This window comes from uncultured Aquabacterium sp. (assembly GCF_913773725.1).
In the GTDB taxonomy this organism is placed as follows: Bacteria; Pseudomonadota; Gammaproteobacteria; order Burkholderiales; family Burkholderiaceae_C; genus Aquabacterium.
Window position 1 is genome coordinate 1 of sequence record NZ_CAJYGK010000133.1, and the last position, 7893, is coordinate 7893.

Here is a 7893-nt window from a genome sequence, read left to right on the forward strand (position 1 = left end):
TCGCCGGCTTGCGGCACGCCGAACAGGCCCTGGGCCTTGAAGTAGGCCTCCAGGCGCTCGACTTCCTCTTCGGTGCGGCCGGTGCCGCGGAAATAGGTGAGCGTCTGCTCGTCCACCGGGAAGAAGCCCATGGTGGCGCCGTACTCGGGCGCCATGTTGGCGATGGTGGCGCGGTCTGGCACCGCCAGCGAGGCCGTGCCTTCGCCGAAGAACTCGACGAACTTGCCGACCACCTTCTCGCGGCGCAGCATCTCGGTCACAGTGAGCACGAGGTCGGTGGCCGTCACGCCTTCGCGCAGCTGGCCGGTCAACTCGAACCCGACCACGTCCGGGGTCAGGAAGTACACCGGCTGGCCCAGCATGCCAGCCTCGGCCTCGATGCCGCCCACGCCCCAGCCCACGACGCCGATGCCGTTGATCATGGTGGTGTGGCTGTCGGTGCCGACCAGGGTGTCCGGATAGGCGATGCCATCTGGGCCCAGGTGCACGCCGCGCGCGAGGAACTCGAGGTTGACCTGGTGCACGATGCCGAAGCCGGGTGGCACGACCCGGAAGGTGTCGAAGGCCTGCATGCCCCACTTCATGAACTCGTAGCGCTCGGCATTGCGCTGGAACTCGATCTGCATGTTGAGGTCGAGCGCCTCGGGGCTGCCGTAGTGGTCGATCATCACCGAGTGGTCGACCACGAGGTCCACGGGCACCAGGGGCTCGATGCGTTTGGGCTCCAGGCCTTGTGCAGCAGCCACGTTGCGCATGGCCGCCAGGTCGGCCAGCAGGGGCACGCCTGTGAAGTCCTGCAGCACGACGCGGGCGACGACGAACGGGATCTCGTCGGTGCGCGCCGCATTCGGCTGCCAGCCGGCCAGCTGGAAGACGTGCTCGGGCGTGACCTTCTGGCCGTCACACTGGCGTATCACCGCCTCCAGCACGATGCGCAGCGACACCGGCAACCGAGAGACGTTGGGGTGCTTGCGGGCCAGTTCGGGCAAGGACACGTACCGGAAGGCGTGGCCCGAGGCGGTCTTGCACGACTTGATGATCGTGGCAAACGGGTGTGTCAGCGGTGCCGATGCGGCAAGGGGCGTGGCGGCCATGGAGACTCCTGTCGGGGAAGACAACGGGGAAACATACGGGCAAGTCGGTCACGGACGGCTGCCCGGATCCTGAGCAGCCCGAGCCATTGTGGCAGTCGGTGTGCCCACCCCGCTTGCCGACCCGACGGGCAACTGCGATAGGCTCGGGGTTTTCGCCTCTCGTCTCCCGCTGTGCGTTCCATGCCGTCTCGCCCTGTTTTCCGCGCTTCCGCCTCCCGTCGTCGACAGGCCGGTGTCCTCGACTGGTTCCTGATGGCCATGCTGGCCGCCGTGGGGGTGGCGTCGTTCGCGCCGGAGTGGGGCCGCAGTGAGGGGCCGCTCCATCTGGGGCAGGTGACCGACATCGGCGTGTTCCTGTTGTTCTTCCTCCATGGCATGGGGCTCTCGACCGACAGCCTGAAAGCCGGTGCGTCCCGCTGGCGACTGCATCTGCTGGTGCAGGGCTGCACCTACGTGCTGTTTCCGCTGTGGTGGGCCGTCCTGGCGCTGCTGGTGGGCCGCTGGGTGCCGCACGACCTGCTGATGGGGTTCTTCTACCTGGCGGTCCTGCCGTCCACCGTCTCGTCGTCGGTGGCCATGACCGCGATGGCGCGCGGGCATGTGGCCGCGGCTGTGCTGAACGCGACCCTGTCGACCCTGTTGGGGGTGTTCATCACCCCGCTGCTGGTGAGCCTGGTGGTGGGCAGCGTCGGCAACGGCGCCGGCATGGACGTGGGCGACACGATGTTGAAGGTCGCCCGGATGCTGCTGCTTCCCTTTGTCGTCGGCCACCTGCTGCGGCCCTGGCTGGGGGCGTTCTTTGCGCGCATCAAGCGCTACACCACGGTGTTCGACCGCGGGGTGATCGTGCTGCTGGTGTGGGCGGCGTTCAGCGACTCGGTGGCCGATGGGCTGTGGTCACGGCATGGCTTGGGCCTGCTGATCCAGGCGGGCGTGGGCGTGGTGCTGTTCCTGCTGCCCATGCTGTGGGTGACGCGCTGGATCGCGCGCCGGCAGGGGATGCCGGTCGAGGACGAGATCGTGGCGGTGTTCTGCGGCTCGAAGAAAACGCTGGCGTCGGGCATGCCGATGGCCAAGCTGCTGTTCGGCGGCAGTGCCGCCATGGGCGTGCTGGTGCTGCCAATCATGCTGTACCACCAGCTGCAGCTGTTTGTGTGCGCGGTCATGGCACGGCGCTACGGCGCCCGGGTCGTGCAGCAGGTGGTCTGAGGCATGGGGCGTTTTCGCGGCCTGCCCGCGCCGTCGACCCCTTCGCTGTGTCCCGCCATCGTGTATGCGCCGCCGCCCGACGGACCGCTGAAGCCCGTTCACGAAGATGCGGCGCTGCTGGTGCTGGACAAGCCCGCCGGGCTGCTGACCGTGCCGGGACGTGGCGAGGCCCACCAGGATTGCCTGCTGCACCGGGCGCAACGGCATTGGCCGGATGCGGCCGTGGTTCACCGTCTGGACCTGGCCACCTCGGGCCTGGTGGTGTTCGCCCGGGGTGAGGCCGCACAGGCCGCCCTGAGTGCGGCGTTTCGGGAGCGGCGTGTCGACAAGCGCTACGAGGCGGTGTTGCACGGGGTGATGCCCGAAGCGTGGGGAGAGGCCGGCGAGGTGAACCTCCCGCTGGGCACCGACTGGGCGTGGCGACCCATGCAACGGGTGGACCCCGAGCAAGGGCGCCCGGCATGCACCCGCTGGCAGGTGCGGGCCCGAAACAGCCAGGCGGGGCAGACCCGTGTGGCGCTGGAACCGGTCACGGGCCGTTCCCATCAGTTGCGCGTGCACATGCTGGCCCTCGGTCACCCCATCCAGGGCGATCCCCTGTACGGGTCGCCAGCCAGCCAGGGGGCCGCTTCCCGCCTGTTGCTGCACGCCTGCAGTCTGACGCTGCCCCATCCGGTGGACGGGCGGCCCGTGGCGTGGACGAGCGCCGCGCCGTTCTGAATCGGACCCGGCTGGCAGCGGCCGGCATCGCGCTTGCAATCAGGAGGAGGCATCGGGTGGCGTGTCGCGAACCCGACAAAGGAGAGCCCGATGCCGATCTACGCCTACCGCTGTCCCCATTGCGAGCTGGAGTTCGACAAGCTGGTGCGAGCCGACACGGTGGTGACCTGCCCCCGCTGCGGCGCTGCGGACGTGGCCAAGCAGGTGGCCCTGACTGCACCGCAGGGCAAGAGCAAAGCGATCGTCGCCCGGGCCCGTGCGCAGGCGGCCAAGGAAGGGCACTTCAGCCATTACAGCGCGGCGGAGCGCGCCAAGGTACGTTGACCCGGGTGGGGAGGCTTGTCGGCTTTGTCGGGTTCGTTCCTGGCCCTGCGGTTCACGAGGTGACGGGCCGGCGTTGACCCACGCTGACCCACCGCCGGATCACGGCAAACAACTGCTGCACGTCCAGCGGCTTGCTGACGTGGTCGTTCATGCCCGCATCCAGCGCGGCCTCGCGGTCGCTGGCCAGCACGCTGGCTGTCATCGCGATCACGGGCAGCATGGTCCAGCGGGCGTCGGCCCGGATGTGCCGGGTGGCGGTGTAGCCATCCATCACCGGCATCTGGCAGTCCATGAGCACGCAGTCGAACGGGCCCTGGCTGTCCAGTCGGGTCAGCGCCTGCTGGCCATCCTCTGCCACCACCACCTCGATGCCCGCGCGCGTGAGCAGTTCGCGCGCCAGCTCCTGGTTCAGAGCCTGGTCTTCGACAAGCAGGATGCGGATGCCTGTCAGACTGGGGTCGGCCTCGTCCGGCAGCCCGGTCGCCATGGCGTTCGTCTGGGCCGCCTCACCCGGCCGTGTCGTGGCCGGCTGCCCCTGTTGCCAGGCGCGCGAGAGGCTGTCGAACAACGTCGAGGGGCTGACGGGCTTGACCAGGATGTCGGCCAGATCGACACCCTGGGCCGCTTTCAGAGCGTCGTCCCGGTTGAAGGCCGTCACGAGCAGCACGCACGGCTGGCTTTCGGGGAATCGGGTGCGCACGCGTTGCAGCGTCTGCTGGGCGCAGGCGACGCCGTCCATGCCGGGCATGTGCCAGTCGATCAGGATCCAGTCATAGGGCACAGCGCTGTGCTCGACGCGACTCAGGGCTTCGGGTCCGCTGTGAGCATGCTCCACCACCAGCCCCAGGTCACTGGCCATGTGGCCGATCACGTCATGCACCTCGGGGTGATCGTCGACCAGCAGCATGCGCTTGCCGACCCACGCTTCGCGCAGGCGCGCCATGGGCACGGGGTCGGGCGGCAGGCCCAGCCGCACCGTGAAATGGAAGGTCGAACCCTGGTGGAGCGTGCTGTCCACCCACATCTGCCCGCGCATGCGCTCGGCCAGCTGCCTGGAGATCGTCAGGCCCAGCCCCGTGCCGCCGAAGCGGCGGGTGTTGGACGCATCCCCCTGAGAGAAGGGCTGAAACAGCCGCTGCTGCTGTTCGGGTGTCATGCCCATGCCGGTGTCGCGAACCCAGCCGTGCAGCAGCACTTCATCGTCGTGGCGGTGTTCCACCTCCAGCCCGATGGTGACGCTGCCGCGGTCGGTGAATTTCACCGCGTTCGAGCCCAGGTTGACCAGGATCTGCCGCAGCCGCGTCGGGTCGCCACGCAGGCGGGCGGGCAGAGCCGTCGGCACATGGAAGAGCATCTCCAGCCCCTTGCGCTCGGCCTGCAGGCTCAGCATGTCGGCCACCTGGTCGAGCACGTCCTGCACACCGAAGTCGATCTCCTCCAGCTCGAGATGCCCCGCCTCGATCTTGGAAACGTCGAGGATGTCGTTGATGATCTGCAGCAGGCTGTTGGCCGCCTGATGGGCCTTGCCGACGTAGCCCCGCAGCTGTTCCGGCGTGCCGCTTTGCAGAGCCAGGTGGGTCATCCCGATGATGGCGTTCATGGGGGTGCGAATCTCGTGGCTCATGTTCGCCAGAAAGGCCGACTTGGCGCGGCTGGTGGCCAGGGCGCTGTCGCTCGCCTCGCGCAGGGCCTCCTCGGTCTTGCGCCGCGCGGTCACGTCCTCGTCGATGGCGAAGTAGAGATCGCGGTCTTCGTGACCCAGCCAGATCAGGGTGATCTCGCAGTCCATCGTGCTGCCGTCTGCATGGCGGTGGCGCCATTCGAAGCGGATGGGCTCGGCATTGTCGCGATACCGCTCCAGCAGCTCGGCTGCCACGACCAGGCTGTCGCGCCCGTCACGCTGCACGGGGGGACTGAGACGGGCTTCCCAGAAGCGCTCGCCGATCAGCTCTTCAGTGTGCTGCACCCCGAAGAGGCGTGTGGTTGCCGGGTTGCAGCGCAAGATGCCCCGTTCTCGATGAAAGAAGAAGTACGCCACCGGCGCGTGGTGAAAGGCGGCTTCGAAGCGGTGCTCTGCCAGATGCCGCGCGGTGACGTCCAGCCAGTAACCGTCGTATACCTGGCCGCCATCTGCCATTGAGGCCACGGTGCTGTTGACGCTGATCCAGTGTTGCTGCTCGTCGCGGTCCACTGCAAACTCGACGGGAGACGTCGGCGGCCGCCCGAGGGGCACCCCTGCGAGCGTCCAGCATTGCTCGGGATGCGCCGCCAGGGCTTCCGCGTCGATGCCGAACACATGCTTGACCCCCGGACCGAGATAGGCAAAGTGGCCCGGTCCGCCGTTGGCCGGCACCTTGTATCGGAACAGGGTCAGGGGCAGTGCCCGGGTCATTTCCAGTGTGTCGCGGCGAATGCGTTCCTCGACCTCGGCGCGCTCCTGCCGCCGCCACAGCAGCCACATCGTGAGCCAACCGAGTGCTGTGATGGCGATGGCTGCACCGGAGGCCGCAACCACCACAGCCGGTTCATCGAGCAAGGGGGCGAGCACCCACAGCGAGAACGGGTAGGCGGCCAGGGCCTGCGTGCGCACAAGGTGCGGCAGCCCGTCGATCGTGACCGCCGGTTGCTGAGAGTGGCCCAGCCGGACAGAAGCGGCGGACCAGGGCAGGGTCGCTGCCCCGCTGTCCGCTGGGCTGGCGCCGTCGTCCGACACAGACAGCCCTGGGGTGCTGAAGGGCACGCGGCGTTGCATGAGCGCCGTGTCGCTGCTGGCCACAATCCTCCCCTGCGCATCGACCATGGCGGTGATGAACCGTGCACTTGCGGTGGCGAACAGACGGCCCATGCGCTGAGGATCGGTCACGAGCACCAGAACGCCCAGTACCTTGTCGTCGCGCTCCACACGCGTGGCGGCCACGAAGCGCGGTTCACCGTTCAAGCGAGACAACACGAACTGGAAACCACGGCCCCGGTCCATCGCGTGAATGAAATAGGGGCGGGTGGCCACGTTCATGGCCAAGGCGTTGGCTTGGCGCTCGGCCAGTGCGCTGTCGGCGATCGCAGTGCCGTAGGTGTCGAGCACCATGGCGCGGGTGATCTGAAAGTCACGGGTCAGCGCCGCCAGCTGCACGCTCATCGCCTGTACGTCCCCATCCATGCTCAGGCGTCGCTGCATCGCAGGGCGGTCGGAGCTGGGCGGGGGCGCGGCGCCCTTGCGCTCCCGTTGAACGAGAAAGTCCGCGAACTGGGGCTGGCGCGAGAGGACCTGTCCCAGCGAGGTCAGCGAGGTGAAGTGGTTGACGACATTGTCGTCCAGGGCGCTGAGGCGCCGGTCGGCTGCGGCCAGCACATCTGCCCTTTGGGTCTGAATGCGCCACTCGGCCACGGCGCTGCAGGCTGCCACCACCACCAGCAGCCACAGCACGGCCCCGGCCAGCCAGCGTCGTACGTGTGGCCGTGACAGCTGGCCCCAGAACGACACGCCCCCATCCTCTCCCATCCTTGGTCTCCGTGGCGCGGTCGGTTCGGCACGGCGCCGGCGGACCGCGTCCCGCTCGGTTGACGCCCGTGCTGGGTCTTTCTAACAGAGCGGGTCGGCTCGGGCAAGCGCGCGCCCGGAGGCACCACGGCGATGGCGGATTGCACGGCGACGAATCCGGGCCCGGCCCGATGGGTGGCGGACGGCTTCGGTGGCAAAATCGAAGGTTTTCCCGTGGAGTCATCCTCGATGAGCGCTGTCGTCATCTCAGGTACCGGCCTTTACCGGCCGCCCAACGTCATCACCAATGCGGAACTGGTGGCGTCCTTCAATGCCTACGTGGCCAAGTACAACGCCGAGCACGCGGCCGAGATCGAGGCCGGCACGCTCGCCGCGCTGTCGCCGTCCAGCGTCGAGTTCATCGAAAAGGCCTCCGGGATCAAGCAGCGCTACGTGATCGAGAAGGAAGGCATCCTCGACATCAACCGCATGTACCCGCGCTTCGAGCCGCGTCCGGACGACCAGCTGTCGCTGATGGCCGAGATCGCCGTGGACGCCGCGAAGAAGGCCATGGCGGCGGCGGGCAAGCAGGGCGAAGACATCGACGCCGTCATCTGCTCGTCGGCCAACATGCAGCGCGCCTACCCGGCCATGGCCATCGAGATCCAGCAGGCCATCGGTGCCCGCGGCTATGGCTTCGACATGAACGTGGCCTGCTCGGCCGCCACCTTCGCGCTGGAACAGGCCATCAACGCCGTGCGCTCGGGTTCGGCCCGCTGCGTGCTGGTGGTCAACCCCGAGATCACCTCGGCCCACCAGGAGTGGAAGGACCGCGACTGCCACTTCATCTTCGGCGATGTGTGCACGGCGGTCATCGTCGAGCGTGCCGACACGGCCACCTCGCAGGACCAGTGGGAGGTGCTGGGTTCGCAGCTGGCCACGCAGTTCTCCAACAACATCCGCAACAACTTCGGCTTCATGAACCGCGCCGAAGACAGCGACCCGAACGCCCGCGACAAGACCTTCCGCCAGGAAGGCCGCAAGGTGTTCAAGGAGGTCGTTCCCATC

At 67.9% G+C, this 7893-nt stretch carries 6 protein-coding genes; 4 read left to right on the forward strand and 2 right to left on the reverse strand.

Annotation, left to right across the window (positions count from 1 at the left end):
* On the reverse strand, positions 1-1094 hold a 1094-nt coding region (locus QZ709_RS15715; RefSeq protein WP_294638335.1), incomplete at its 3' end, for an aconitase family protein.
* A 180-nt stretch (positions 1095-1274) separates the two neighbouring features.
* Between QZ709_RS15715 and QZ709_RS15720 the strand changes: the two genes are divergently transcribed.
* The 3 genes from QZ709_RS15720 to QZ709_RS15730 all read left to right on the forward strand — a co-directional run bounded on the left by QZ709_RS15720 (position 1275) and on the right by QZ709_RS15730 (position 3347).
* Positions 1275-2303: a bile acid:sodium symporter family protein gene (locus QZ709_RS15720; protein WP_294638336.1), complete on the forward strand. Its 1029-nt coding sequence runs from the start codon at positions 1275-1277 to the stop codon at positions 2301-2303.
* Positions 2304-2306: 3 nt separating this feature from the next.
* On the forward strand, positions 2307-3023 hold the full coding sequence (locus tag QZ709_RS15725) for an RluA family pseudouridine synthase (RefSeq protein WP_294638337.1): 717 nt from the start codon (positions 2307-2309) through the stop codon (positions 3021-3023).
* 90 nt (positions 3024-3113) lie between these two features.
* Positions 3114-3347 carry a zinc ribbon domain-containing protein gene (locus QZ709_RS15730; RefSeq protein ID WP_294638338.1) on the forward strand — a complete coding sequence of 78 codons (234 nt, stop codon included), beginning with the start codon at positions 3114-3116 and terminating at the stop codon, positions 3345-3347.
* A 52-nt stretch (positions 3348-3399) separates the two neighbouring features.
* On the opposite strand, the gene QZ709_RS15735 is transcribed toward QZ709_RS15730, so the two are convergent.
* On the reverse strand, positions 3400-6828 hold the full coding sequence (locus QZ709_RS15735) for a response regulator (protein WP_294638339.1): 3429 nt from the start codon (positions 6826-6828) through the stop codon (positions 3400-3402).
* A 246-nt stretch (positions 6829-7074) separates the two neighbouring features.
* Here QZ709_RS15735 and QZ709_RS15740 point away from each other — a divergent pair.
* A partial coding sequence (locus QZ709_RS15740) for a beta-ketoacyl-ACP synthase III (protein ID WP_294638340.1) occupies positions 7075-7893 on the forward strand: 819 nt, incomplete at its 3' end.

Bases quoted from the DNA above. Each gene is read 5' to 3' on its own strand.
- QZ709_RS15720 (WP_294638336.1), top strand. From the start codon at position 1,275: ATGCCGTCTCGCCCTGTTTTCCGCGCTTCCGCCTCCCGTCGTCGACAG.
- QZ709_RS15725 (WP_294638337.1), top strand. From the start codon at position 2,307: ATGGGGCGTTTTCGCGGCCTGCCCGCGCCGTCGACCCCTTCGCTGTGT.
- QZ709_RS15730 (WP_294638338.1), top strand. From the start codon at position 3,114: ATGCCGATCTACGCCTACCGCTGTCCCCATTGCGAGCTGGAGTTCGAC.